Source organism: Porticoccus sp. (assembly GCA_023261185.1).
Taxonomy (GTDB): Bacteria; Pseudomonadota; Gammaproteobacteria; order Pseudomonadales; family Porticoccaceae; genus Porticoccus; species Porticoccus litoralis.
Map to the genome: position 1 here is coordinate 1 of JALRJN010000046.1, position 23,740 is coordinate 23,740.

A 23,740-nucleotide genomic window follows, 5' to 3' on the forward strand; every position below is an offset into this window, starting at 1 on the left:
CACACAGATACCCTGAACGAAAGCGGCTTTGTCGAAGACACTGTCGCTGCCATTAAGGGCCGTACAATTCACGCCTTTCACACCGAAGGGGCAGGCGGCGGACACGCCCCTGATATTATCAAAATCTGCGGCGAAGAATTCGTTCTCCCGTCCTCAACCAACCCAACGCGTCCCTTTACCAAAAATACGGTAGAGGAGCATCTTGATATGCTGATGGTGTGTCATCACCTCGATAAATCCATCCCCGAAGATATCGCCTTTGCCGAGAGCCGTATCCGCCGCGAAACCATCGCAGCCGAAGATATCCTGCATGATATGGGTGCGTTTTCGATCATTGCATCAGACAGTCAGGCGATGGGCCGCGTGGGCGAAGTCATACTGCGCACATGGCAAACCGCCGATAAGATGAAGCGCCAGCGCGGACGATTGTCCGAAGAAACCGGCGTCAACGACAACTTGCGCGCCCGTCGCTATGTGGCGAAATATACGATCAACCCTGCGATTGCCCATGGGATTTCCAACGAAATAGGATCGATTGAGGTCGGCAAACGGGCCGATCTGGTGTTGTGGTCCCCTGCGCGCTTTTTCGCCAGCAACATATCGAGCAGGCTATTGGTGTCATCACCCGCCTCGATGGTGAGCTGAACAAGGCGACGGGTGTCCGGGTCCATGGTGGTTTCCCGAAGCTGTATGGGGTTCATTTCCCCCAGCCCCTTGAAGCGCTGCACATTGACTTTGCCCCGCTTGTTCTCGGCCTCGATACGATCGAGAACGCCCTGTTTCTCGCCTTCATCCAGGGCGTAGTAGACGTCTTTACCCACATCAATGCGATACAGCGGCGGCATAGCCACATACACATGACCAGCGCTGACCAGAGGCCTGAAGTGCCTGACAAACAGCGCACATAACAGCGTGGCAATGTGCAGACCATCTGAGTCCGCATCCGCCAGAATACAGATTTTGTGGTAGCGCAAGCCATCCAGCTCATCGCTACCGGGATCAATTCCGAGCGCTACGGAAATATCGTGCACCTCCTGGGAGGCGAGAATTTCCTGGCTGTCCACCTCCCAGGTGTTCAGAATTTTGCCGCGCAACGGCATGATGGCCTGGTTTTCCCGGTTACGGGCCTGCTTGGCAGAGCCCCCTGCCGAATCACCTTCCACCAAAAACAATTCGCCCAGTTCTGGGCTATCACTGGAACAATCTGCCAATTTACCGGGCAGGGCCGGTCCTGAAGTGACCTTTTTCCGCGCCACCTTTTTACTGGCGCGCAACCGACGCTGGGCATTGTTTATACAAAGCTCTGCCAGTCGTTCGGCATCCTCGGTGTGCTGGTTTAGCCAGAGACTGAAGGCATCTTTGACCACCCCGGAGACAAAGGCCGCGGCCTCCCTGGAGGAAAGACGCTCCTTGGTCTGCCCTGAAAACTGGGGGTCTGTCAGCTTGGAGGAAAGCACAAAACAGCATTTATCCCAGATATCATCCGGCGTCAGCTTGACGCCCCGGGGCAACAGGTTTCTGAACTCGCAAAATTCACGCATGGCTTCCAGCAGCCCGGTGCGCAGTCCGTTGACGTGGGTGCCTCCCTGGGGCGTGGGGATCAGGTTGACATAACTTTCCTGGGTTAAATCTCCACCCTCGGGCAACCATTGCAGGGCCCAATCCACTGCTTCGGTTTCCGCGGCAAAGCTGCCAACAAACGGCGTCGCGGGCAAAACCTCCCAACCCGTCGTTGTGCTGCAAAGATAATCTGCCAGCCCGTCTTCGTAACACCAGTTCTCGGTTTCGCCACTGGCCTCATCCTTGAACGTCACCTCCAGGCCAGCGCAAAGCACTGCCTTGGCGCGCAACACATGCTTCAGCCGTGAAACGGAATATTTGACCGTATCAAAGTATTTCGGATCGGGGAGAAAACGCAGCTCAGTACCGGTATTGCGCTGACCACAGCTATCCACCACTGCCAGTTCAGTCACTTTGTTGCCGCCGGAAAAACCCATGCGGTAGACACTGCCGCCGCGCCGGATAGTCACTTCCAGCTTGCTGGAAAGCGCATTGACCACAGACACACCGACGCCATGCAGGCCGCCGGAAAACTGGTAGTTTTTATTGGAAAACTTGCCCCCCGCATGCAGGGTGGAAAGGATTACCTCCACGCCGGGCAGCCCCTGTTCCGGGTGAATATCCACCGGCATGCCTCGCCCGTTGTCACAGACGGACAACGAACCATCCTTGTACAGCACCACATCGATTTTACTGGCATGACCCGCGAGGGCCTCGTCGACGCTGTTATCGATCACCTCTTGGGCCAGGTGGTTGGGACGCGCCGTATCCGTGTACATACCCGGCCGCTTGCGAACCGGGTCGAGCCCAGTGAGGACTTCAATATCTTCTGCGGTATAGTTATTCATGGATCTCCGGTGACAACTGCAAAAAGTCAAAAATGTCGGGAAGAAAGCGCTCGAAATGCTGGAAGCTGTGATCGCCGCCCTGCTCAATGGTCATGCGACATCCGTCGTACCTGGCTTCGGCTTGTCGATAATCCAGCACCTCGTCTTCAGTCTGCAACAATACCCAATAGCGGTCCCGATGTAGAGGTGTTCTCACTTCCAGACGGTGAACTTCGTCCACATGCTTTTGTTCGAGCACGTAGCGTTCACCGGTATGGTAATTGGCATTTTCACCCAGGTAATCAAGCATCAACTTATACGGCATCACCGCCGGGTTGACCAACACCGCTCTCAGGGAATACTGCTCTGCCAACCAGGTTGCGTAATACCCCCCCATGGAACTCCCCACCAGGCCAACCGGCCGTTTGGCCGACTCAACCAAAGCTTGCAACTGCCTGATGGCTTTGTCCGGCTCATTGTTCAACCGGGGGCAGTGAAAGGGAACGTCAGGGTAATGGAGGGAAAGCCACTCTGCAGTCTGGCGGGACTTGAGGGATGCGGGCGAACTGTTGAACCCGTGAATATAAATTAATGCCATACCAGGCGGTTCATCGCTGTGACTGAAGCCAGTGATTATAGCGGGATATGGTAATGGATAAGAACTGCTCCCCGGCAGATTCAGGCTTTCCCGAAAATGGACAGTGGATCGATACTAATAACCCATGCAGTGCCGGTCCGCCTGCCAATTATTCCCATCGATAAATTTCACACCCGTCTCGATACAGCCGTCCTCATGGAGGTTTATCCAGCGATAACCCGGCGGCTGGCGACAGAGCTCAAAATCATCGCTTGCGGGGGCAAACTGAAAGCAGGTGGAGGGAGCGGAATAGACAGGAACGCCATCCCAGTCAGACAGGTAGTTCTGGTGGACGTGGCCACTGAATACGCCACGAATGTTATCCGCCTGCTGCAAAAGGTGGTGGAGCGAAGAATGGTTTTCTATGCGCTGTTTGTCGAGCCAGCGGCAATCCACTGATGTTGGCGGATGATGAACAAACAACACCACATGATGATTCCTGTACTCGGCAAGCAGCTTTTCCAGAAGAGTCAGCTCGGAGGCGGCCAGTTTACCGGCAACCTGGCCGGGCACGGCACTCACCAGGAATATCGCCACCCAGCGGCCCAACTGGACGACACGCTGAAAAGGCTGCCGCATGACCTGCTGCATGGCATCAAAGTTATCGTGGTTCCCCGGCAACCAGGCCAACGGGGGAATAGTCGGCAGCATTTGTTCAAATAGCCGGTAGGCACCAGCCTCGCCATCGGCGGCAATATCGCCGGTGATAGTCAGCAAATCACAGTCTGCAAGTTCGCCGTGGAGTCTACTCATCACGGCCTTCAGACTCTCCGCTGTGTTGATACCTGCCAAGACGAACTGGTCATCCTGGCCAAGATGGCAATCTGTCAACTGAACCAGCTTGATAGCTCTATGATCAGGCGAATGAAGTGACAATGTTCTTCTCCCTATACCGACTGCGTACAGACACTTGACCCAAAAGGTCGTTAGGGAGCTTCGCCAAACAGGGGCTCGGGGTAATATCCCCGCGCCAGGCAATGGGATAGCCACTCGCCGAGAAAGCGATTCCACTGCGCCTTCTCATCCTGCTGATACATTTTGCGGTTGGGGTACCCGTAACGTGATTTGACATGCCTGACACCATCACATGACACGACTTCAGCAACTCGCGCATCATGATACAACCGCAACTTCATCACCGGCAGCCGAAACCAGGGGTTTGTATTATTCCCGGCACTGGCCACCTGGCTAAGCTCGATGAGGGTGGTATAAGGCGTATTCTCGCGAACCAAAAAGCGCAGTTCATGGTCGCGGTCATGGCTGAAACCCACCTTCCGCTCTGCCGCTTCCCGGGTCATCTCGGGAAACAACTTCATCAAGCGGAAGTAATTGGCATCGCAATCTGCCATGTACCCCCTCAGGTCGACTTTGTAGCGTATTTTTCGTTTGTCCGTCACCGCACCAAATCACATTTTGCCAAGTTGTCCCATCGACAACAGAAAACAGCATAGTCCATCACAAAAACCGTTGTCGATTAATTTGCAGCCACATCAGGCTGATGGTCGTCGCCGCGTTATTGAGCAGCCCCTGATCAAGCCACTCATACACCTGCTGCTCGGGAAACACATGCAGACGGATATCCTCCGACTCATGTGCCACACCAAATACTCCACCGGCATCCGTCAGATCCACCAGAGCGCAGAACAAATGCATCCGCTCATTGCTGCCACCGGGGCTGACCCAGTAATCACACATGGCAATGAGCTCATCAGTTTCCAGCCCGGCCTCTTCCATCACTTCCCGACGCGCCACTTCCGGGAGAGTCTCACCCGGTTCGGAAATACCGGCGACCACCTCGAACTGCCAGGGGTTCTGCCCTTGCCCCATTACACCGACACGAAACTGCTCCGTCAGGGCAATCAATCGATGCTTGGGATCGAAAATAAGTACGCCTACACAGGGTTCGCGCTCGAACAACTCCCTGTCCATCGGCTCAGACCAGCCACCGGCAAACAATTTGTGCCGTAGGCGCAGCCGAATCATTTTGAAAAACCCCTGAAAGACCGTTTGTCGATCATGGACTTCAACGTCTCTTTCATTGAACTGGTGCTGCGGTTGCATGTCTTATCTCAAGTTACAGATTCCGGTTTTTTTGACAGCGCTGAAGCCGTGTCAAGGAAAGCTTTAAAGCCACCCTACACAGAGGCCCCTTCACTGTCCAGCACCTCAAAATCTGCTAGACTCGAACCCTCTCGCCACCCTTTGACCTAAAGGATTGTCAATGCGCTTCTGCAAATTTGTCATTTTTCTGGCCGCTTCGTTAAGCCTCACTCCGGCGCTGGCCAACACCCTCTCGGAGATCTACGAGCAGGCTGTCAAAAACGACCCCCAACTGCGCGCTGCCCGCGCCGCCTACCTGGCCGGCCAGGAAGCCAGAAATATTGGCAGGGCCGGACTACTTCCCCAGATTACTGCAACCGGTGAATATGAAGAACTGGAAACCAATGGCGCCAGCACTACAACCCTGAATTCCACATTCAAACCTGGCCGCAAGGGGCATACCGACACGGACTCACGAGGGTATTACCTGACCCTCTCGCAACCGATCTTTGACCTTCCCGCCTGGTTCAGTTTTCAGCAAGGAAAAGCCCTGAGCGATCAGGCTCGGTTGCAGTTTGCCGCTGACCAGCAATCTCTGATTCTGCGCACCGCTGATGCTTATTTCCAGGTGCTCCGCGCCAGGGAAAATCTGGAAACCGCGCAGGCCCAGGAAAAGGCCATCCAACGGCAACTGGAGCAAACCAAAGAACGTTTTGAAGTGGGATTGCTGCCAATTACCGATGTGCACGAAGCCCAGGCAGCCTACGACAATGCCCGGGTGAACACCCTGGAAACCCGGGGCGCATTGGATATCGCCTTTGAAGGTCTGACCGTGCTGACCGGCGAACCCCACCAGCATCTGGCTGGACTGGTAGCAGACTTCCCCGTAGTGCAACCGCAACCTCTCAACCGTGAGGACTGGGTACAGTTTGCCCTGCAAAACAATTTCAGTTTGCAGGCCGCCAAATATCAGCGCGACGCGGCGGATGAAAATGCCAAATCAAAAAAATACGAGCATGCACCAACCCTGACAGGCAACCTGTCCTACTACGACGATCAGACAGACAGTGAATTCCGCGGGCTGGACACACAAACAAACAATTTCTTTGTCAGCCCGTCAGAAACTGACCAGGAAGGCCACTCTATCGGTTTGACCCTGACTGTACCGATTTTTACCGGGGGGCTGGTGAGTGCCGAGCGCCGTCAAGCCTTTCAGCAATATGTCCAGGCCGATGAGCTTTTTATTGGCACGCAGCGCAATACCGTTCAGCAGGCACGCTCCCAGCATCTGTCAGTGGTCACGAACACTGCACGGGTAAAAGCCAGGAGCCAGGCCATTACCTCTGCGGACAGTGCCCTGGAGGCTACTCAGGCGGGCTACGAAGCCGGAACCCGCAATATCGTCGATGTCCTGGTGGCTCAACAAAACCTCTATCAGGCACGCACTGATTACGCCAATGCACGTTACGACTATATTGATAGCCTGTTGCGCCTTAAGGAAGTGGCGGGCCAACTCAGCCCCGAGGACATTTACGAACTGAACGCCTGGCTGGACCCGGCGATCACTGTGACAAGAGCTGGTGTTCAATAACGTCCAGCAACCGCTGTAATGCGCCACGGTTATTGTCCGCCACCTGTTTGGCTGCCGTGGCCATGCTTTCAGCCGATTCCGGGGATTCCAGCAGACGTCTCACCTCTCCCGCCAGTGCCTGATCATCCGCACAAATAGCCATACCCCCAGCTTCCAGCAGCAAGCGCGAGGCTTCCGAAAAATTAAACAGGTATGGCCCGCTAAGTACCGGCTTTTGCCAGGCTGCAGGTTCAATCAGGTTATGCCCACCCACTGGCACCAGACTGCCGCCGACAAAAGCAATGTCACAAGCTCCGAAGAAAAGCAGTAACTCCCCCATGGTGTCGCCAAGCAGGATTTGATCACCTTCCCCAGGTACGCCACCAAGGCTGCGCTTTACTGCTCTGAAACGGTGGGCCTCACACAGCTGGGCAACATCCTGGAAACGTTCCGGGTGGCGGGGTACCAGTACCAACAACAGGGATGGAAAAACCGTTAACAACTGCCTGAATGCCCGGAGCACAATCTCCTCTTCGCCGGCATGGGTACTGGCAACCAGCCAGACAGGCCGGCCTTCTCTGCCACGCCACTCTGCCCGCAATTCCCCGGCCCGCTGCTTAAGCAGTTCATCAATACTGAGATCAAACTTGATATTACCAGTAATGGTCAACTGCTCATCGGACAGGCCGAGAGACCGGAAACGTGCACCATCATCTACGTGCTGGGCCGCCACCCGATCGACCATTGCCAACATGGGTGCGGTGAGCGCACTAAACCTTCGATAGCCCTTAGCCGATTTTTCCGAAAGGCGGGCATTGGCAACCACAACCGGTGTGCCATTATGACGGCAACAATGAATCAGGTTTGGCCATAACTCCGTCTCCATAATCACCAGAAGTTGCGGGCGAACGCGCCGCAAAAACCGTTTCACGGCGCATGGCAGGTCGTAGGGTGCGTAGACGTGATAAACACTATCACCAAATTCTGCCTTGACCCGAGCTGAGCCCGTGGGCGTCATGGTGGTCACTGCCAGTAGCGCGTCCGGGTAACGCTGTTGCATGGCTTTGATCATTGGAACAGCCGCCAGCGTCTCGCCGACAGAGACAGAATGTACCCAGATCACCTGACTCGAAGCCGCAATGGGTGTCACATACCCCAAGCGTTCTCCCCAGCGTTTTCTGTACCCTGGCGCACGGCGGCTACGCCATAGCAAACGCAAGAAAATAAATGGCGTTAATAGGTAAAAAAGCAAGGAATATGCAAGGCGAGCCAACGATCTCTCCAGCGAATAGCAGCGTGCAGGACTTTGCCGAAAGCATAATGAGAATGTGCGGGGTATACTAGCCCATCTGTTGATAAGCCCCATTTCAGTGGTTTTATCATTTCTACTTTAGATATTTTGCGGAGTCCTTTACTCTTTATGGCACCCACTGAACCCTCAGAACACCTCCATTGCGACATTGCCATTATTGGTGGCGGTATCGCCGGCCTGTGGTTGCTGAACCGACTAACCAACGCTGGCTACAATGCCCTACTTTTTGAGCAGTCAGGATTGGGCAGTGACCAGACCGTTGCCAGCCAGGGCATGATCCATGGCGGCATCAAATACACCCTGAGCGGCACATTAACTGGCGCCTCCGAAGCCATCGCCGACATGCCAGAACACTGGAAAGCCTGCCTAGCCGGTGAAGGGGATATTGATCTGCGTGGAGCGTCTATTCTCAGCGACCATTTTTATCTGTGGTCCAGCAGCAGTGCACTGTCACGGATGTCGACGTTTCTGGCCAGCAAGGCCACACGCGGAAGAGTCAACAAGGTCGGTAAAAAAGACCGACCACAACTGTTCCAGCACCCGGATTTCAGCGGCAGTCTTTATCAATTAGTGGATCTGGTGTTGGATGTTCCCTCGGTCATCAAAGTGCTGGCTGACAATTGCGCTGGGCGCATTTATCAAATCGACTGGTCCAAAGCCACATGGCATAAAGAGAACCCGCAAACTCTGGCCATTGATTTCCACGACGGAGAACGCACATGTCGCCTGTCCCCGGGACAGGTGGTACTGACTGCCGGACAGGGTAACGAGGCCATTCTCAACGCCTTGCAGGTTACTTCGCCGGAAATGCAGAGGAGACCGTTGCAGCAGGTGATGATCAAGCACCGTTACCCGCATCGCTTTTATGGCCATTGTCTGGGCGCCGAGACCACCCCCCGCCTGACGATCTCCAGCCACCCCTGCGACGATGGCAGCCAGGTTTGGTATCTGGGTGGCAGCCTTGCCGAAAAGGGCGCCGGGCAAACCGCTTCAGAAGTCATTGCTGCCGCAAAGCGCGAGTTGCACACGTTGATACCATGGGTCGACCTCAGTGATGCCCGTTGGGCAACACTACCAGTGGACCGGGCCGAGCCAAAACAGCGCCACTTTGCGCGCCCGGACAAAGCCTTTGCCAGTCACACAGATGTTTACAACAACCTGATTGTGGCCTGGCCCACCAAGCTCACGTTATCTCCCAACCTTGCCGATGAAGTGATGGCATTGCTTCCCCCGCCAAACCCTGATCTTTCAGACAAAGGCATCACCCGTCTGGATTTTCTGAGCAGACCGCCGCTTGCGCCCAGTCCCTGGGAGACTGCCTTTGGAAACTGATCCGTTACCCTTACGCCCGTTTGGCAGCACCGGCCTCGACATCAGCATTCTGGGATTGGGGACGGTGAAACTCGGCCGTAACCAGGGAGTGAAATATCCCGAGGGCTTTGTCATTCCCGATGACCGCCAGGCTGCAGCTTTGCTGTCACTTGCTAAAAGTTTAGGCATCAACCTCATCGACACAGCACCGGCCTACGGGAATAGTGAGCAGCGGCTGGGCACTCTGCTGAAAGGGCAGCGGGATCAGTGGGTGATTTGCAGCAAGGTGGGGGAAGAATTTGAAGGTGGGCAGTCCTGGTTTGAGTTCACCCCGGAGCACACTCGTTTCAGTATCGAGCGCAGCCTACAGCGCCTGAACACCGATGTAATCGACATGGTGCTGGTGCATTCCGACGGTAATGACGAAACCATTATCCGGAAATTTGGCACCCTGGATGCACTGGCAGCCCTAAAGGCGGAAGGCAAAATTCGCGCGTTTGGCATGTCGAGTAAAACTGTTTCCGGCGGGTTACTGGCAGCAAAACATTCCGATGGCGTCATGGTTACCTGGAATCTGCAATACGATGACGAGTTACCCGTCATTGACTACTGCCGTGAACACCACAAAGGGGTATTGATAAAAAAAGCGCTGGCCAGCGGGCATGCAACCCTGGCGGGAGAAGACCCGATACAGAAAACGTTTGATATGTTATTTGCCCACCAGGGGGTCAGCAGTGCCATTGTTGGCACGATCAACGCTGAGCACTTGGCGACGAATGTTCGCAAGGCTGTTCAGGCCTCGCGGGGGATATAAAGCCGCTATTTACTCTGTATCTTGTTGACGATGGCGGTCGTGGAGCAGTCATCCAAAAAATCCAGTACGGCAATCTCACCCCCATAGGCGTCGACGATTTCCCAACCCACGACTTCACTGCGGCTGTAATCCCCCCCTTTCACCAGAACATCCGGGCGGATCAACTCCAGCAGGCGCTCCGGCGTGTTGTCCTCAAAGGAGAGGACCCAATCAACCGCTTCCAATCCCGCCAGAACCGCCATGCGGCGATCCACGGGATTAATGGGTCGGCCCTCACCTTTCAGGCGAGTCACCGAGGCGTCTGAATTAATGGCCACCACTAACCGGTCGCCCAGCTTGCGAGCCTGCTCAAGATAACCGACATGGCCGGCATGGAGAATATCGAAACAGCCATTGGTGAACACGATCCGCTCGTTCTGGGCCCGGGCATCAGCCACATCTACCATGAGCTGTTCTTCATTGACCACACCGCGCTCCGAGCCCTGCTCCTGCTGAATGGCACGACGCAATTCTGGCATGCTCACCGTAGCGGTTCCCAATTTACCCACCACAATACCAGCTGCGATATTGGCCATGGCAACAGCCTCGGGTAACGCTTCCCCAGCCGCCAGCGCTGCCGAGAGAACAGAAATTACTGTATCCCCCGCACCGGTGACATCAAATACTTCCCGCGCCCGTGCCGGCAAGTGCAGTTCTCTCTGCCCCTTCCTCAACAGGGTCATACCATGTTCACTGCGGGTAATCAGCAATGCTTCTATATCAAGCGTTTCCAGTAATTGCGCACCTTTTTCCACCAATGCTTGCTCGTTGGCACAGTGCCCAACCACCATTTCAAATTCAGCAAGATTCGGCGTTAGCAAGGTAGCACCACGATAGCGCTCAAAATCGCTTCCCTTCGGGTCCACCAATACAGGAACCCCTGCGGCTTTCGCTTCCGCAATCAAAGGTTGCGGATTTACCAACGCCCCCTTGGCATAGTCTGAAAGCACCAAGGCACCGATACCGTTGAGTAGTGCAGCCACTTTTTGCGGTAACTGATCGCAGTCTACTGCGTCAAAATTTTCTTCAAAATCCAGGCGCAGCAATTGCTGGTGACGGCTGATCACACGAAGCTTGGTGATAGTGGGTTTTGAATCTGACACCTGAAAGTCAGCATAAATACCCGCCGAATCGAGCCGTGCTTTTAACGCATCGGCGGCTTCGTCACGCCCGACCACAGATACAAGTGAAGCCCCCGCTCCGAGGGATGCGATATTCAATGCGACATTACCCGCTCCACCAATGCGATCCTCACTCTGACCGACCTTGACCACGGGAACTGGTGCCTCCGGCGATATTCTGGAAGTCGCACCATGCCAATAACGATCCAGCATCAGGTCACCAACGACCAGTACCTGTGCCTTATCAAAACGGGGAACCGTCAGTTTCATCAAAAACCGTCCTGTAAAAAACTGCGGGTATCTTACCATAGGGGGCACCTTTATAATGCCGCCATGAACGGGATCAGAACACCATGAAACAGCTTTCCAGAGACGAATATAACGCCCTTCGTGAGGGAGCCACGGTGATAGAGGCTGATCGTTATGGTGATAAGGTATTGCTACTCTCGGACGGTACCTACCTCAAACTATTCCGCGTAAAACGGCTATTTTCTTCAGCCGTGTTTTACCCATACTCAAAACGTTTTGTAAAAAACGTCAGTAAGCTGGTGGAAAAGGGTATACCCACGGTAACTATTATCGAGTCCTACCGTATTCCTTCCATTCGCCGTACTGCGGTTCACTACTATCCGCTGACGGGAAAAACCCTACGAAAACTTGGCAACCTAGACATGATTACGGTCAGCAAGCTGGGTAAATTTATCCGCGAATTACACGACAAAGGGATTTATTTCCGGTCCCTGCATATGGGCAATATTGTAATCTCACAGGAAAACCGTCTTGGCTTGATTGATGTTTCCGACATGAAGGTCTACAAACAGCAACTATCTGAGGAATTACGACTTAGGAATTTTCAACACCTTGCCCGATACACAGAAGATACCGGACAGCTCAAGCCACACTTTCATAGCTTTCTCCAAGCATACCTTAAGCCCAAAGATAGCAAAGGTCTCGAGATGAAAATACGTGGAATTCTGTTTTAGCCTGAATTATTTTCATCTCAAAGAATACGAGGTTCAAATGTCACTTTGCTCAGCCTGATTAAAATAGACCCGGTTAACCAATCCCATGACTAATGCCAAGGGAAACCAAAAAACCGTCCAGAAGAGACCCGGACGCGTAATCACATGCTGAATTTCAACCTGCATAGCTACCAAGATATAAACCACTAGAGAAAAACTGGCTAAAACCCATCTAGCTTTCCTATGTTTCCAAACAGCAACAAATACCGAGCTTAACATTGCCAGAAAGAAGAAAAGTCCAACCAATCCCTGTTCAAACATAATTTGTAAAAAGAAATTGTGCGCATGCGCAAATGGCTTCTCAGGCCAAAATGAGTGATCAAAACCATGACCAACAACAGGATGATTAAGAAACTCGCCCAAAGTCCAGGTCCAAATAATCGGGCGTCCAGAAAGTTGTTTTTTGGCCAACTCAACCACAATTTCATCGTAAAAAATCACCCCCATAACAACACAGGCAATACCAAACACAATACCCAAGGCAAAGATAGTGTGGTGACGATAGACCGCCGTCAGATATGCAACAGCCAAGGCACCAGCGACCCATGATGTTCTTGAAAATGTTTGAAATATATAGGGCAGCATAACCAGAATGGCCACCAATAAGAGCAAGTTCTGTAGTTTAGACTCTTCCCTCAAACCCAACAAAACCACAGTTAATACTGCAAAAAAACCAAAGTAGATTCCTGCTATCACCGGGTATCCGATATCTATCCATCCTCTATATCCCATGCTATAAATTCTGAACGTACGCCAACCCAACGATTCGTCCAGCACAAGCAACTGATAACCTAGAGAAATAGCAGCCCCCAATCCTGATATATAACAAACGAAGATGAGAAATGTTTTTATTTGCTGCCATGTTGCTACTGTAACAAGATAAATAACGCCAAAAAGATACAGCATAATCACCAGGCTTTTACGTAAGACATAGGCAATCGATTCGTTAGTATCACTCCATGCTGCCGACAATGAACAAAAGAAAAGAAAAGATCCTGTTGCGGTTAAAAAAAATATAGCCTCTGAACTCAAAAAGTTTTTTTTCTTCAGCCCTGCGCCAACGACCAGAATAAGGGATGGAAGTATTAGCAACAAATAAACATGAACACCATTGGCACTGCTTGAACTGTAAAAAATCTTACCCGCCAATTGAATAAAGAGTCCCACCGACATGATAAAGAAAAGTGCTTTAAACAGCTTATCGTCAAGAAAGTTTTTCATAGAGATATTTCTATAGTTTGTGTATGTATTGGTGAGAGTAAACTCTATTAACAACTCGACAATTCTGAGTAGATGTCCAGGTAACCCCTGACAAATTCATCATGCCGTTCTCCTAGGTTGCAACGGCCTATCGGAGGAGGCATTGTCGCAATCATCTGTGCACAACCCTCAAGGTCTTCAACATCAAAAAAATATGCCTCTTTACTTAGGACTTCTTCATGGGCAGGAATTCGACTACAGACAACGGGCAACCCCGCAGCATGGGCCTCAAGCAGTGACAAACCAAAGCCTTCCTCCAGTGAAGCTGAAATAAAAAGATCAAAGGCTTTCAAATATTGATGCCCTGAGCTTACCCAGCCCAACCAGAACACATGCTCCTCAAGCCTCAATGACGCCACAAGCTGGCGCAATCTTTCACGCTCTGGACCATCTCCCATGACTGCCAGGTAGCGCCCTTCACCTGCGCCTTTAGCAAAAGCCCTGATAGCAAACTCTACATTTTTTTTTCGAGTTAAGCGCGATGCTATAACCGAGATATACCCGTCGTTCGGCAATCCGAGTTTATTTCGCGCCTCTTCACGAGCATATAATTTACGCTCAAACTCTGGCATTAAGGTATTAGATACTGACCTCACCATGCCTTTTAACTGCGGATGCTGGCAAGCTATTTGACCTGCCAGCTGCCTCGAAACAGGAATTAACCTTATCCTGTTATTATATTTGATCAGTTTCCTAACATCGGAATCCCGAAACCTGGGCGAACCATGAAGCACAATCATCAACTTGAGATGCTCTAATCGCTCTAAAACGGGAATAAAAGGCCTCATAACACCAGGACCATCGCAGATAACAACATCAATAGAGCTGTCCATTACCAAATGGACAAGCTTTTTGGTTAAAGGGCTTGGCAGATAGCGCCAAATGCCTTTTTTGCGTGCAACCCTAGGGCTGGCTAGACTTTGTATGTTTCCAAGATCTCCATTAGCGCTCTCCCCCATAAGAAATCGTTCACTAACCGGCAAGCCCTTTTCAGTGAAAGCACACGAAATCAAATGATGTACTAGTTGCGTCGAATGATGAGAATAATCAGCGCTGTAGATAATGTTGGCTAACATGACATTCCTTTCATAAAAAAAAGATAGTTCTTCTTTCTAATTCCGTGCACTCTAAATCCACAAGTTGCAGCCAACCTTTGCCTATACACCTGAGAAAAGCATCGCATCGGTCTTTACCTTGATCATCAAGCTTGCTAGTCATTGTATGTGGGCGATAATTCTACTTACCCACCTCTGTCGTTTTGTACTGAAAAATATTAAAGTCGCCATAAGCGTCTCAAAATCATCTCTTGTCATCATAATCTATTGGCAAACTGAGACTGATCATTCCAAAACGTAGCGTTTAAATCCCCAGTGGTTTTTTTCAATTTTTTTTCTGAGGGGGCCTTGCACCGCCCCTGCAACTCTCCCCCCCAAAGCCTCCCAGGAATAGTTCTCCTCAACAAGGTGCTGTCCGCTGGAAGCAATACTTTCCACGACGCCTGGGTTGTCTCTCAACACCCTTAGTTTTTCCTTTAACTCTTCAAGACAACGGTAAAGCACCACATTTTCCATGTCCCGAAAACCCAGAGCCCTGTTTTCCTCATCGCCCTGACTCCAGGTAAGCAGCATGCACCCACAGGCCATAGCCTCAAAGTTCTTGATCATGTATTCACCGAATCCCACATCCGCGCCGACAAAAATACGGATACGATTCAGCATTTCTACATACTCGTCACCGGATTTGGTGCGAGTGATCACCATGTTTTCCTGATCTGCAAGCGCTTCAAGCAACGCGCGGCGCTGTCCGTACATTTCATGCCCAAGGCTACCCAGAAAGCCGAGTTCAATATCACGCTCAAGTCCACGATTAGTCAGTAATTCCTGGTCATATCCCTTGGGTACAAAAACAGCATCAACACCCTCATCAGAGAGCTTTTTGCATACCTGATAACCGGAGGTAATAACACGTGCCCAAGGCAACTTTCTATAATGTCTAGAGAACCGTCCCTGGTACTTCCCCGGAATAAAGTTCTGATAAGCATCGTGCTCCAGAATCACAAGGTTGGGCAGGCTACGGATAAACCTTATCTGCTTGATTTCTTTTTTAAAGCGCAAAAAAAGGATGATGCGATCGTAAGAACTCACATCAATGTTATTAAAGTACTGCTTGAGGTCGGCCTGCTCTGATGATGAGAGCCACCGCAATTCGCAATCTCCCAAGTGACGGCAAATAGAGTCGTAAAAACGATCAAGAATGACCCGTTGCTCCTTTTGTACGAGAAACAGCACCTTCATCTCAGCATAGCTCTCCAGCAAATGACTGTTTCCAGAAAGCTCCTCTCACAGCCTCATCGGTGAAATTACCCTTAAGTCGTTCCTGCAAAGCTTCAACCATACTGCGCCTTTCTTCTTGTCCCATGCCATATATACCAAGAAGCGCCTGTGCCAGAGCCTCACTATTGGCTACTGGAAATAACAGACCAGCATCACCCAACACCTCGGGAGCTCCTCCACAATTTGAGCTGATAACAGGGATGCCCGCTGCCATTGCCTCCAGCAGCACCATGCCAAAAGGCTCGTAATCCGATGACAATGCAAACAGATCAAAGGCGCGAAATAGACGAGAAGCATTTGGCACCCTGCCCTTCAATTCAACCTGCCGGGCAACACCAAGCGCCTCAATCTGACGCTCAAGCGCCCCGCGCAAACGCCCCTCCCCCATGATTAACAGGCGGGCATCTGGAACTACCGGCAATATCTTTGCAAAAGCCGCAATCAATGTAGCCTGATCCTTATCGGGATGCAGTCGTCCCACATTGCCGACCACAAATGCATCTTTTTCAATCTGTAAATATTCTCGAGCCGCCTCTTTGGTAAGCAAGAAATCATGCATGGTGTCGTAGTCAATGTGATTATAAACCGTCTGAATTTTCCGCGCGGGAAATCTGGGTAGTGCAGCGCGCGCATCGTCACGAATCGCATTGGAAACGCCGATAAGAAAAAGCCGGTCAGATTGACTCATCACATAACGCCGACGTAAAAACCGACTGTAAACATCATAGGCATGGCTTACTCCGAAAACTTTTATCTTCGGTAGATGTGAGGCTATATAAATTGACTTATAGCGGTGAGCAATAGCAAATTTGAACTGGTATTGCTTATGAAGATTTCTGATTTCCTGTATTTGCCGAATCTTCAAACCCCGAAGCGCTTTCGAATCAAAGCCCAGAAAAATAACCTCCCCCCCCACCAGACTTTTTATTTGGCTATCCGGAGCTCCAGTAAGAAATACAGTCAACACTCGATAGTCAGTACCTTCAAACAGCGCATGCCACTGGCGGGCAACATCACCGAAGGGGGGAGAGTAGCCATGACATAGCTGTAGAACCCACTTTTTATCTGCCACGATTGACCCCGTAGCACCAGCCATCATCATAAACAAGATCGTAATTACTGCTGCCGGCCCCTTTGGATATATGAATTAGCAATGCTTTTTTTGCATGAAATGAGCCGGGAAAATCTTTTTCCCCATTCAGCATATTTTTGGATTGACGAAACGCTAAAAGGTCGATCGTATTTTCTATCCACTGTTTTTCAGTCTTTGGCATCAAGCGCCAGAGCGCTTTTAATAATCTCATAGCGAACCCTGGATTCCCCACAACCTTGTTTAGTTCCGCTTGACAAATAACTCTGGAATTTTTGTGGCAATAATATCTACACATGTACTTGCAATAAAACTTTCATTAATTTTTTTATAGCCATCTTTATCGTTGAGAAAATATGAAAAACCATGCGGCGACAATATTGAAAAAATATCCTGCAAGCTATAACCGTATTTGGAAAAATGATCGTCCCAGGCTTCAAAAAATATAGTTTTTGTTTTTTTTAGGGTTTTTTCAGCCCCCAAAAAAACATATTTTTCGTAGCCTTCCACATCTATCTTTAATAAATCAATTTCCGAAACATCTTTTAATTTGTGATCCAGCGTATCTATGGGAACCTCTATTCCTCCGACATCAGTCACCTCATTCATATCGTCTTTTGAGCGATCTGAAAACCGAACAAAGCCGCTATAATCTCCAAGAGCAGTAGCAAAAGTTGAAACTTGTCTAAAATTATTTAACTGAACATTTTTATTGAGGTATTTATAACTCTTAGGATGCGCCTCGAAGGCATAGACAGCGCCCATCTCACCAACCTTATCGGCTGACAACAACGTGTAGTAGCCAATATTTGCACCAACATCGACAACCACCTGCGCGGGCTTTAAATAGAAAAGAAAAAAACGATCTGCCAACTGATACACGCCACGATTCTCAAAGCTGTCAACCCAGAGTCGCCTGGATATTTTTGTTGGAAAAAACCTGACTTTAAATCCGTATTTTTTTATTAAAAAAATACGGCAAGCACCCGTTTTATACAAAACTTTTGAAACTTCTCTGAGCAAACTCATAATCAATCCAAATGCAGATAAAACAGATGCAATATGAAGCTAGTTATTTTTAATCACCAACACATCTTCCATGATCAAATATTGCAAATCCGAGCCAAAGAACATATTGAGCGCATCGGTAGGCGAACAGACCATGGGCTCTCCTCGTCGGTTCAATGACGTGTTTAGCACCACGCCATTACCGGTGAGCTTTTCCATCTCTTCCATCAGCTCATAGTAACGGGGATTGTACTCACGCTTCAGCGCCTGAGCCCTGGCGGTGCCATCTTCATGAACCACTTCCGGCACTCGGGTCTTCCACTCCTCCTCAACCTCAAAGGTAAAGGTCATAAACGGCGCCGGGTGGTCCACCTTGAACATTTCCGGTGCAACGCGATCCAGCATGCTGGGACAGAAGGGCCGCCAGCGCTCTCGGAATTTGATCTGCTCATTGATGCGATCGGCAACACCGGGGGAGCTGGGGCAACCGATGATTGAGCGACCACCCAGTGCGCGGGGACCAAACTCCATGCGACCTTGAAACCAGGCCACCGGATTGCCATCGGCAAGTATCTTGGCAATGCGTTGCGGTACCTGGTCAATGATTTCGTACTGCGGCTTTTCCGGGTGCTGTTCACAGGCTCGGACACAGTCTTCGTTACTGTATTTTGGCCCCAGATAGACATGCCCCATGGGCTCCGGCTGAATGCCCCGCTGCTTCAAGGCATAGGAGGCTGCACCCACCGCCGTACCGGCATCACCGGAAGCCGGTTGCACAAAGAGTTCCTTCACTTCATCACGGGCGATAATTTTCTGGTTGAGCTTGACGTTGAGCGCACCGCCACCGGAAAAGGCCAGCTTGCCGGTCTCTTTGATAATGTCGCCGAGGTAATAATCCATCAGCTTCAGCACCACCTCTTCAAACAGCGCCTGAATGGTGGCCGCATAGTCAATATAGGGCTCGTCAGCGATATCGCCTTCACGCTTGGGGCCCAGCCAGTCCACCAGTTTCTGGCTGAAGTAAAAACCGACGCCATCCTGCTTGTAACGGCGCACACCAACCGTATTCACCAGGTGTGTATTGATTTTGAAATTCTTGCCATCAAAGTCTATAAGGCGGGAAAAATCATATTTGCTCGGATCCCCATAGGGAGCCATGCCCATCACCTTATACTCGCCATCGAGCATCTCAAAGCCCAGGTATTGGGTAATGGCACCGTACAATCCGCCCAAAGAATCGGGGTCGTAAAATTCCTTGATCTTATGGATGCGGCCATTCTCGCCATAACCGAAAAATGTGGTCGCATACTCTCCTTTACCATCCACACCCATAATGGCCGTCTTTTCCTGAAAACCGCTCAGGTGATAGGCACTGGAGGCATGGGCCAAGTGATGTTCCACTGGCTCGAATTCAACATTGGCGGGATCAATGCCCAGCTCACGCAGCAACCCGAATACCCGCTCGCGGTATCGACGATACCGACGGTTGCCATTCAGCAAAGCATCCAAGGCGCGATCCGGGGCGTACCAGTAGCGTTTGGCAAAGTGCCAACGGGCCGGACTTAAAATGGAGATCGGTGCAAACGGCACCGCCACTACATCCACCGCATCGGGTTTGATGCCGGCATATTCCAGACAGAATTTTGCTGCTTCCAGCGGCATTTTTCCCTTCGCGTGCTTGTCGCGAACAAAGCGTTCTTCTTCCGCCGCCGCTACCAGCTTTTCATCCACATAAAGAGCAGCGGAAGGGTCGTGATTAAGGGCACCGGAAATACCGAGAACAATAGTTGACACTGTTAAACCTTCTTGTTGACTAATGTGATACCGACTTGAGCAGCAAAAGGCTGCAGGATCTGTTCAAAATGTTGCCAGGTGTTACCCTGCCAGTTGTCCATAAAACGTTGCAGATCCTTGCGGTAATACTTTCTGAATTGGCGCTGACCGCGATGGCGCTGCAGACCGTCCAGGTCGATCACATACAGCTTCTCACCGGACACAATCAGATTGGTAGCTTTCATATCGCCATGACTCACCCTGCCCATCAGCAGCTTCTCAAACAGCCCGCTGACTTCACGATCGAGCCAATCGGGTATCTGGTTAGCACCCTGGCGCAACAGCCAGGCTTGCAGGTTCTCGCCCTCGATGCATTCCGTCAGCAAATACGCCTCTTTGCGCAGGGGGCCAAAACGGTTTTCCCGCATCGCCAGAGGCAGCGGTGTGGCAATGCCGAGCAATTCTAACCGATGGGCACTTTTCCAGGAAATCCAGGCTCGACTCGGTCTGAGACATCGACTCAGACCATGCCAAAAATCCTTGATGTTATAGCGCTTTAAAATCCATCCCGCAGGATTGTCGCCGGGCACTTTTACCACAGTGGCCGTATTGCCACGCTTGAGAAATTCGGCCTGACCCATCGCCGCTTCAGGCTGCTCCATCAATCGCAACAGGCGATCACTGGCGGTAGCCCGCAACACCACCAGAAAAGCCCCTTTTATTTTGGGCACCAGAAACTGGGTACAGTTGCGAACTGTTTTCGACAGGTAGTGTTGAATGCGCCGCTCGCGCCTTCTGGCGATAACCGGCCGTAACGACGAAGCCTCCGGCGGATTGGCACCGTACACATCGATGACGTCAGCAGCCAGGCAATCATAGTCGGGTGTCATCTGCGCGAAAAGCAAACCCAGGTTGTCCAAAGGCTTTTGCAGTGGCTCTACGCCACCGCCATCGACCATGTAAAGCACACCATCCTGAAGCAGAAAATTGTCTAGGTGAATATCTGACTGCATATACCCGCTTTTATGTAATCGGCCCGTTAGCCCTACCGCCGATCGCAGGTGTCCGACAAATATGTCTGTAGGATCGGACTCGTAACTGGTCTGCAGGCTCACCGCCTTTTCAAGAAACTCTGTGGCCAGCAGAAAGGTCTCAGCGACTTCATCTTTGAGGACCCAGACTTCCGGCGGGCAGGGTATATCAGCCTTCCGCATGGCTGCCAGCCCATTGCGCTCACGCTCAAAATCACGCTTGCGAAAAAACAGCTTCACCAGGACGGAAGCTCCACCCCAATGACTGCGAAAAACCACCCGCTTGCCTGGCAGGTGCCGAAGTACCTGCTCACAGGTCAACGCCTGGCCTCCGGGCACATCCAGTAAAAATGGGCAATCCAGTCCCAGGGGGGCAGATTTTAACTGGGACAGCGCCATTTTTTCAGTCATGACCCGGCACCCGCTTTGAAGCCACCCTTGCCGCCACGGCCTGCTCGAGCGCCGATGCGGTCCAGCGATGAGGGCAGGTTTCAATATAACCGGCATAGATCCACTGCCGCTCATCAGCGGTTAACCCGGACGTATGCCGCACCAGTGTATCCAGATCTCTCAACCCCGACTCCCTGGTGAAGATACGCTTGCACTTTTCCAGGTCGATAAAACGCAACGTATTGGCATCTTGAGTAGAGAAATAGACATGCTTGGGATAGAGGCAACCATGCTTCATCCCGGCTGCGTGAAGGCGACCGATTTCCCGCCCCAATGCGGTCAAACCGGGGTAGCGCACGTCGGCCCCATGATGCTCTTCAAGCCACTGATCCATGTCGCAATAATGATCCAGAGATTCTGTCACCAGCACGGCCCTGTCATCCCCCCGGCTCTGCCGACCACAGGCTGCCACATCCAGAGTATGAACACCCCTGTTTGACAGATTCCGTATGGTCAACCACTCACGCAATGCCACGGGAACGCCACGCCATGGGTGCGACAAACTACGACAGTTGAAATTTTCCTGGCGTTTCAGATAAAACTGTTGCTCCCCGCCGCCCACGGGAAGACTGAAAGTTCCCACCTCACTCCAGCCACCCCTAGCCCGGTTGGGCTCATCGACCAACTGGATATCCAACGCCCAGAGGGCCGAAAAGGTGTCAAGATTATTGGCCTGGAACACCGACAACCAGGGTGGATTGACAAGGAAAAAATTGCTTTTCATCTGGGCTGGCCCTGTAACAGCTTCCGGGGACGTCGAATCAAATTTTTCTCCATCATATCCAGAGAGCTGTGCCCGGCAAAGTCCAAATACATCTCCATTACCAAGCATTTATCAACAGGGGGAAGGCACACTTATTCGTGGTACCCCTTTCTGATGCCCTTGCTGTGCAAATGGTCTGCTTCGCGCTTGACCGAACGATAAAAGCTCCCGCCTTCTGCAAGAACCTTGGACAGGGATTGTTGTTTGTACGCGCGCAGGAAACACCAGACATCCCGATCATCAAACCCTACGCGCCGGGCGGAATAATAGAGCGCTGCAAGGTCTTTATGTCGCCAGCGGCGCGGAGTGCGCCGACGAATCTGCACGCGGTGCAGGTCAATCACATAGATAGGCCGTTTGGAGACCGCGACACCAGCATAATCTGGCGACGTGTCCAGTAAAAAATGACACAGGTAGAAATCCCGATGATTGACCCCGTGATCGTGCAAACTACGGGCTATTCGAGCCACACGTTTTACCAATGCCCGGCGCTCGGCCACCCCCATTTCCCGCAACACCTGCGGGTTGCAGTATTCGTCGAGGGGTTCTGTGGGTTCCAAAGCCTCAGTAATCAGGAACGACTGCTCGCTGGCGGGATTGCTGCCGCGGCGACCGAATGCCACCGCCGTCATGGTATCCACACCCAGGGATTTCAAACGGGCGATGGCCCGATATTCATTTTCGGCACCCAGTACCGGCACACGCAGATACAGCAGGTTTTTCAGGATTTCACCGACACCGACACCGGCGTGGGTTTTGATAAAAAAAGCTCTGCCATCGCATTCAAAGCGAGAAGTGCGGCGATCACCCATATCGCGGTAGGTTTCCCCGGAAATGGCAAACGCTTCGGCAAACGGGTCCCTATCGGCCCACTTTGTGGCGAACGGCTCAGCCAGAAACAGCTTCATGTTTATGCTCCACTACCCGTTCAATCACATCAGCCGCCCGCTCTGGCATATCGTAAATGTCTGCCGACATGGAAAACTGCAGTCCGTTATCTCGCCACCGGCTTTTGTCTGCCTGCAACATATCACACAACGCTTTATCGAAAGCTTCCTGGCAGTAAGGTGATGGCAACACAGTCCCCGATCCTGACTCGGCAATGTAATGGGCATAACCACAGACATCGGTAACCAACACCGGCAAGCCCGCCACCACCGCTTCCAACAATACTGTGCCAGTATTTTCTGCATAAGCAGGATGCACCAGTAAATCCGCACCCAGCAGAAACCGTGGCACATCGTCACGCCCTGCAAAAAACTGCACTTGCTGATCAATGCCCAGCTTGTTGGCGAGGGACCTGAATTCTGCGGCATCATCCTGACCAATCACGAACAGGCGGGTGCGCTGGCGCTGGTCGTCGGGCAACGAGGCAAGGCCACGCAACGTGCGATCCAACCCCTTGGTGCGAAAGCCGGAACCGATTTGCAGCAGCAACTGGTCATCGTCCGCAAGACCAAACTCCCTGCGAAATTCCTGGCGAATGTCCGCCGCATTTTCCGGAGCACATCGGTCACGACTGATGCCGGGCGGCAACATTGTCATCCGCTCAGGTTCGGTGTGGTAGTAATGCTGAAACAGTCCCTGCTGAACAGAAGAAATCATCAGAATTTCTGTCGACAAGCCAGGCTTAAACACAGCCTGCTCATACCGGGAAAAATGTCGGTAGCGGGGCGTTAGCCGGTACCACCACGGCCGAAGGTGACGGGATTTATGTTCAAAACAGGGGTCTGCACAGTAATAGACATCCAGGCCAGGCATTTTGTTAAATCCCACCAC

The 23,740-nt window shown here is 51.7% G+C and carries 22 protein-coding genes and 1 pseudogene; 5 read left to right on the top strand and 18 right to left on the bottom strand.

The window, feature by feature from the left end; genetic code table 11:
* Positions 1-585, top strand: a pseudogene (ureB, locus tag ACYZYZ_RS03900) (urease subunit beta); the annotation flags it as partial.
* On the opposite strand, the gene parE reads toward ureB, so the two are convergent.
* From parE to ACYZYZ_RS03925, 5 genes are all read right to left on the bottom strand, one after another.
* Positions 471-2,408: a DNA topoisomerase IV subunit B gene (gene parE / locus ACYZYZ_RS03905; protein ID WP_461483313.1), complete on the bottom strand. Its 1,938-nt coding sequence runs from the start codon at positions 2,406-2,408 to the stop codon at positions 471-473. The pseudogene ureB and the gene parE sit on opposite strands and share 115 nt — an antisense overlap.
* Positions 2,401-2,985: a YqiA/YcfP family alpha/beta fold hydrolase gene (locus tag ACYZYZ_RS03910; protein WP_461483314.1), complete on the bottom strand. Its 585-nt coding sequence runs from the start codon at positions 2,983-2,985 to the stop codon at positions 2,401-2,403. Before ACYZYZ_RS03910 ends, parE begins: the two co-directional genes overlap by 8 nt.
* Before the next feature lie 114 nt (positions 2,986-3,099).
* Complete coding sequence (locus ACYZYZ_RS03915) at positions 3,100-3,855, bottom strand: metallophosphoesterase (protein WP_461483315.1); 756 nt, start codon at positions 3,853-3,855, stop codon at positions 3,100-3,102.
* A gap of 95 nt (positions 3,856-3,950) precedes the next feature.
* Positions 3,951-4,373, bottom strand: a complete 423-nt coding sequence (locus ACYZYZ_RS03920; protein WP_461483316.1) for a DUF1249 domain-containing protein — start codon at positions 4,371-4,373, stop codon at positions 3,951-3,953.
* Between the two features lie 106 nt (positions 4,374-4,479).
* Positions 4,480-5,085, bottom strand: coding sequence for an NUDIX domain-containing protein (locus ACYZYZ_RS03925; protein ID WP_461483317.1), 606 nt, complete (start codon positions 5,083-5,085; stop codon positions 4,480-4,482).
* Between the two features lie 160 nt (positions 5,086-5,245).
* Here ACYZYZ_RS03925 and ACYZYZ_RS03930 point away from each other — a divergent pair, with 160 nt between their 5' ends.
* On the top strand, positions 5,246-6,655 hold the full coding sequence (locus tag ACYZYZ_RS03930) for a TolC family outer membrane protein (protein ID WP_461483318.1): 1,410 nt from the start codon (positions 5,246-5,248) through the stop codon (positions 6,653-6,655).
* On the opposite strand, the gene waaA is transcribed toward ACYZYZ_RS03930, so the two are convergent.
* Positions 6,627-7,907 (bottom strand): lipid IV(A) 3-deoxy-D-manno-octulosonic acid transferase, encoded by a 1,281-nt coding sequence (waaA, locus tag ACYZYZ_RS03935; protein WP_461483319.1) that lies wholly within the window; start codon positions 7,905-7,907, stop codon positions 6,627-6,629. The genes ACYZYZ_RS03930 and waaA overlap by 29 nt on opposite strands.
* Positions 7,908-8,054: 147 nt before the next feature.
* On the opposite strand from waaA, the gene ACYZYZ_RS03940 reads away from it, so the two are divergent.
* Together ACYZYZ_RS03940 and ACYZYZ_RS03945 are read left to right on the top strand one after the other, a co-directional pair.
* The gene (locus ACYZYZ_RS03940) at positions 8,055-9,278 is read left to right on the top strand and encodes an FAD-dependent oxidoreductase (protein WP_461483320.1); all 1,224 of its coding nucleotides are present in this window, start codon (positions 8,055-8,057) and stop codon (positions 9,276-9,278) included.
* Positions 9,268-10,071 (top strand): aldo/keto reductase, encoded by an 804-nt coding sequence (locus tag ACYZYZ_RS03945; RefSeq protein ID WP_461483321.1) that lies wholly within the window; start codon positions 9,268-9,270, stop codon positions 10,069-10,071. The genes ACYZYZ_RS03940 and ACYZYZ_RS03945 overlap by 11 nt, the downstream gene beginning before the upstream one ends.
* Before the next feature lie 5 nt (positions 10,072-10,076).
* Here ACYZYZ_RS03945 and hldE read toward each other — a convergent pair whose 3' ends face one another.
* Positions 10,077-11,501, bottom strand: a complete 1,425-nt coding sequence (gene hldE / locus ACYZYZ_RS03950) for a bifunctional D-glycero-beta-D-manno-heptose-7-phosphate kinase/D-glycero-beta-D-manno-heptose 1-phosphate adenylyltransferase HldE (protein WP_305169691.1) — start codon at positions 11,499-11,501, stop codon at positions 10,077-10,079.
* An 83-nt stretch (positions 11,502-11,584) separates the two neighbouring features.
* On the opposite strand from hldE, the gene ACYZYZ_RS03955 reads away from it, so the two are divergent.
* Entirely contained in the window at positions 11,585-12,214 is a 630-nt protein-coding gene (locus ACYZYZ_RS03955) for a BUD32 family EKC/KEOPS complex subunit (RefSeq protein ID WP_461483322.1), read from the top strand.
* 33 nt (positions 12,215-12,247) lie between these two features.
* Here the strand turns inward: ACYZYZ_RS03955 and ACYZYZ_RS03960 are convergent, their stop codons facing one another.
* The 11 genes from ACYZYZ_RS03960 to ACYZYZ_RS04010 form a co-directional block, all read right to left on the bottom strand.
* Complete coding sequence (locus ACYZYZ_RS03960) at positions 12,248-13,474, bottom strand: O-antigen ligase family protein (protein ID WP_461483323.1); 1,227 nt, start codon at positions 13,472-13,474, stop codon at positions 12,248-12,250.
* Positions 13,475-13,521: 47 nt separating this feature from the next.
* Positions 13,522-14,589, bottom strand: a complete 1,068-nt coding sequence (locus tag ACYZYZ_RS03965) for a glycosyltransferase (protein WP_461483324.1) — start codon at positions 14,587-14,589, stop codon at positions 13,522-13,524.
* A 264-nt stretch (positions 14,590-14,853) separates the two neighbouring features.
* The gene (locus ACYZYZ_RS03970; protein ID WP_461483325.1) at positions 14,854-15,807 is read right to left on the bottom strand and encodes a glycosyltransferase family protein; all 954 of its coding nucleotides are present in this window, start codon (positions 15,805-15,807) and stop codon (positions 14,854-14,856) included.
* 1 nt (position 15,808) lies between these two features.
* Positions 15,809-16,918 (bottom strand): glycosyltransferase, encoded by a 1,110-nt coding sequence (locus ACYZYZ_RS03975; RefSeq protein ID WP_461483326.1) that lies wholly within the window; start codon positions 16,916-16,918, stop codon positions 15,809-15,811.
* Positions 16,908-17,150, bottom strand: coding sequence for a hypothetical protein (locus ACYZYZ_RS03980; RefSeq protein ID WP_461483327.1), 243 nt, complete (start codon positions 17,148-17,150; stop codon positions 16,908-16,910). Before ACYZYZ_RS03980 ends, ACYZYZ_RS03975 begins: the two co-directional genes overlap by 11 nt.
* Positions 17,151-17,179: 29 nt before the next feature.
* The gene (locus tag ACYZYZ_RS03985; RefSeq protein WP_461483328.1) at positions 17,180-17,965 is read right to left on the bottom strand and encodes an FkbM family methyltransferase; all 786 of its coding nucleotides are present in this window, start codon (positions 17,963-17,965) and stop codon (positions 17,180-17,182) included.
* A gap of 39 nt (positions 17,966-18,004) precedes the next feature.
* A complete protein-coding gene (locus ACYZYZ_RS03990) occupies positions 18,005-19,738 on the bottom strand; it encodes a carbamoyltransferase family protein (protein WP_461483329.1) in 1,734 nt (577 codons plus the stop codon).
* 2 nt (positions 19,739-19,740) lie between these two features.
* Positions 19,741-21,159 (bottom strand): lipopolysaccharide kinase InaA family protein, encoded by a 1,419-nt coding sequence (locus ACYZYZ_RS03995; protein WP_461483330.1) that lies wholly within the window; start codon positions 21,157-21,159, stop codon positions 19,741-19,743.
* The gene (locus ACYZYZ_RS04000) at positions 21,152-21,922 is read right to left on the bottom strand and encodes a lipopolysaccharide kinase InaA family protein (RefSeq protein WP_461483331.1); all 771 of its coding nucleotides are present in this window, start codon (positions 21,920-21,922) and stop codon (positions 21,152-21,154) included. The genes ACYZYZ_RS03995 and ACYZYZ_RS04000 overlap by 8 nt, the downstream gene beginning before the upstream one ends.
* 131 nt (positions 21,923-22,053) lie before the next feature.
* Positions 22,054-22,869: a lipopolysaccharide core heptose(I) kinase RfaP gene (gene rfaP / locus ACYZYZ_RS04005; protein WP_461483332.1), complete on the bottom strand. Its 816-nt coding sequence runs from the start codon at positions 22,867-22,869 to the stop codon at positions 22,054-22,056.
* Positions 22,850-23,740 (bottom strand): glycosyltransferase family 4 protein (locus tag ACYZYZ_RS04010; RefSeq protein WP_461483333.1); only part of this gene is annotated, 891 nt, incomplete at its 5' end. The genes rfaP and ACYZYZ_RS04010, both read right to left, overlap by 20 nt.

Bases quoted from the DNA above. Each gene is read 5' to 3' on its own strand.
- rfaP (WP_461483332.1), bottom strand. From the start codon at position 22,869: ATGAAGCTGTTTCTGGCTGAGCCGTTCGCCACAAAGTGGGCCGATAGG.
- ACYZYZ_RS03920 (WP_461483316.1), bottom strand. From the start codon at position 4,373: ATGGCAGATTGCGATGCCAATTACTTCCGCTTGATGAAGTTGTTTCCC.
- ACYZYZ_RS03940 (WP_461483320.1), top strand. From the start codon at position 8,055: ATGGCACCCACTGAACCCTCAGAACACCTCCATTGCGACATTGCCATT.
- ACYZYZ_RS03910 (WP_461483314.1), bottom strand. From the start codon at position 2,985: ATGGCATTAATTTATATTCACGGGTTCAACAGTTCGCCCGCATCCCTC.
- ACYZYZ_RS04000 (WP_461483331.1), bottom strand. From the start codon at position 21,922: ATGAAAAGCAATTTTTTCCTTGTCAATCCACCCTGGTTGTCGGTGTTC.
- parE (WP_461483313.1), bottom strand. From the start codon at position 2,408: ATGAATAACTATACCGCAGAAGATATTGAAGTCCTCACTGGGCTCGAC.
- ACYZYZ_RS03970 (WP_461483325.1), bottom strand. From the start codon at position 15,807: ATGAAGGTGCTGTTTCTCGTACAAAAGGAGCAACGGGTCATTCTTGAT.
- ACYZYZ_RS03995 (WP_461483330.1), bottom strand. From the start codon at position 21,159: ATGACTGAAAAAATGGCGCTGTCCCAGTTAAAATCTGCCCCCCTGGGA.
- ACYZYZ_RS03980 (WP_461483327.1), bottom strand. From the start codon at position 17,150: ATGAGATTATTAAAAGCGCTCTGGCGCTTGATGCCAAAGACTGAAAAA.
- ACYZYZ_RS03930 (WP_461483318.1), top strand. From the start codon at position 5,246: ATGCGCTTCTGCAAATTTGTCATTTTTCTGGCCGCTTCGTTAAGCCTC.
- ACYZYZ_RS03925 (WP_461483317.1), bottom strand. From the start codon at position 5,085: ATGCAACCGCAGCACCAGTTCAATGAAAGAGACGTTGAAGTCCATGAT.
- ACYZYZ_RS03960 (WP_461483323.1), bottom strand. From the start codon at position 13,474: ATGAAAAACTTTCTTGACGATAAGCTGTTTAAAGCACTTTTCTTTATC.
- ACYZYZ_RS03955 (WP_461483322.1), top strand. From the start codon at position 11,585: ATGAAACAGCTTTCCAGAGACGAATATAACGCCCTTCGTGAGGGAGCC.
- ACYZYZ_RS03965 (WP_461483324.1), bottom strand. From the start codon at position 14,589: ATGTTAGCCAACATTATCTACAGCGCTGATTATTCTCATCATTCGACG.
- ACYZYZ_RS03985 (WP_461483328.1), bottom strand. From the start codon at position 17,965: ATGAGTTTGCTCAGAGAAGTTTCAAAAGTTTTGTATAAAACGGGTGCT.
- hldE (WP_305169691.1), bottom strand. From the start codon at position 11,501: ATGAAACTGACGGTTCCCCGTTTTGATAAGGCACAGGTACTGGTCGTT.